Annotated in this window: 1 protein-coding gene; it reads left to right on the forward strand. The window is 67.2% G+C overall.

Translation table 11 applies throughout. The features are described from left to right. Positions 1-832, forward strand: an 832-nt coding sequence (locus ABD329_RS47885; RefSeq protein ID WP_344318304.1) for an acyltransferase domain-containing protein, incomplete at both ends; no start/stop codon positions are given.

The following is an 832-nucleotide window of genomic DNA, read 5'->3' on the forward strand; positions in this document are numbered from 1 at the left end:
GGATGCGGCGCGTGTGGTGGCGTTGCGGAGTAGGGCGTTGCGGGCGTTGTCGGGGCTCGGTGGGATGGTGTCGGTGTCGTTGCCGGTGGAGTCGGTGCGGGAGCGGCTGGGCCGGTGGGGTGAGCGGTTGTCGGTGGCGGCGGTGAACGGGCCTTCGGCGGTTGTGGTCTCCGGTGACGCGGACGCGCTGGACGAGCTGCTGGCGGTATGTGAGGTGGATGAGGTACGGGCGCGGCGTATACCCGTGGACTACGCCTCGCACTGCGCCCATGTCGAGGCCATCGAGGGCGAGTTGTCGCATGATCTGGCGGGGATCCGTCCTCGGTCGTCGTCGGTGCCGTTCTATTCGACGGTGACCGGTGGGGTGCTCGATACGGCCGATCTGGATGCCGGGTACTGGTATCGCAATCTGCGCCAGACCGTGCGCTTCGAGGAGACCGTACGCGCCCTGCTGGCGGATGGTTTCCAGGTGTTCGTCGAGGCCAGCGCCCATCCGGTGCTGACCATGGCTGTGGATCAGACGGCTGAGGACCACGGCACCCGTGTCACCGCCATCGGGTCGTTGCGCCGCGACGAAGGCGGTCTGGAGCGGTTTGTGACCTCCGTGGCCGAGGCGTACGTCGGCGGGGCGTCCGTCGACTGGTCCACGGTGTTCCGGGGGACGGGCGCTCGGCAGGTGGAGTTGCCGACCTATGCCTTCCAGCAACAGCACTACTGGATCGAGACTCCTTCGTCGGCCGTCGGCGATGTGACATCCGCTGGTTTGGGTTCGGCTGATCATCCGTTGTTGGGTGCGGTGGTGGGGTTGGCGGGTGTGGATGGGGTGTTGTTG

The organism is Streptomyces javensis, from assembly GCF_039525925.1.
Classification (GTDB): Bacteria; Actinomycetota; Actinomycetes; order Streptomycetales; family Streptomycetaceae; genus Streptomyces; species Streptomyces asiaticus.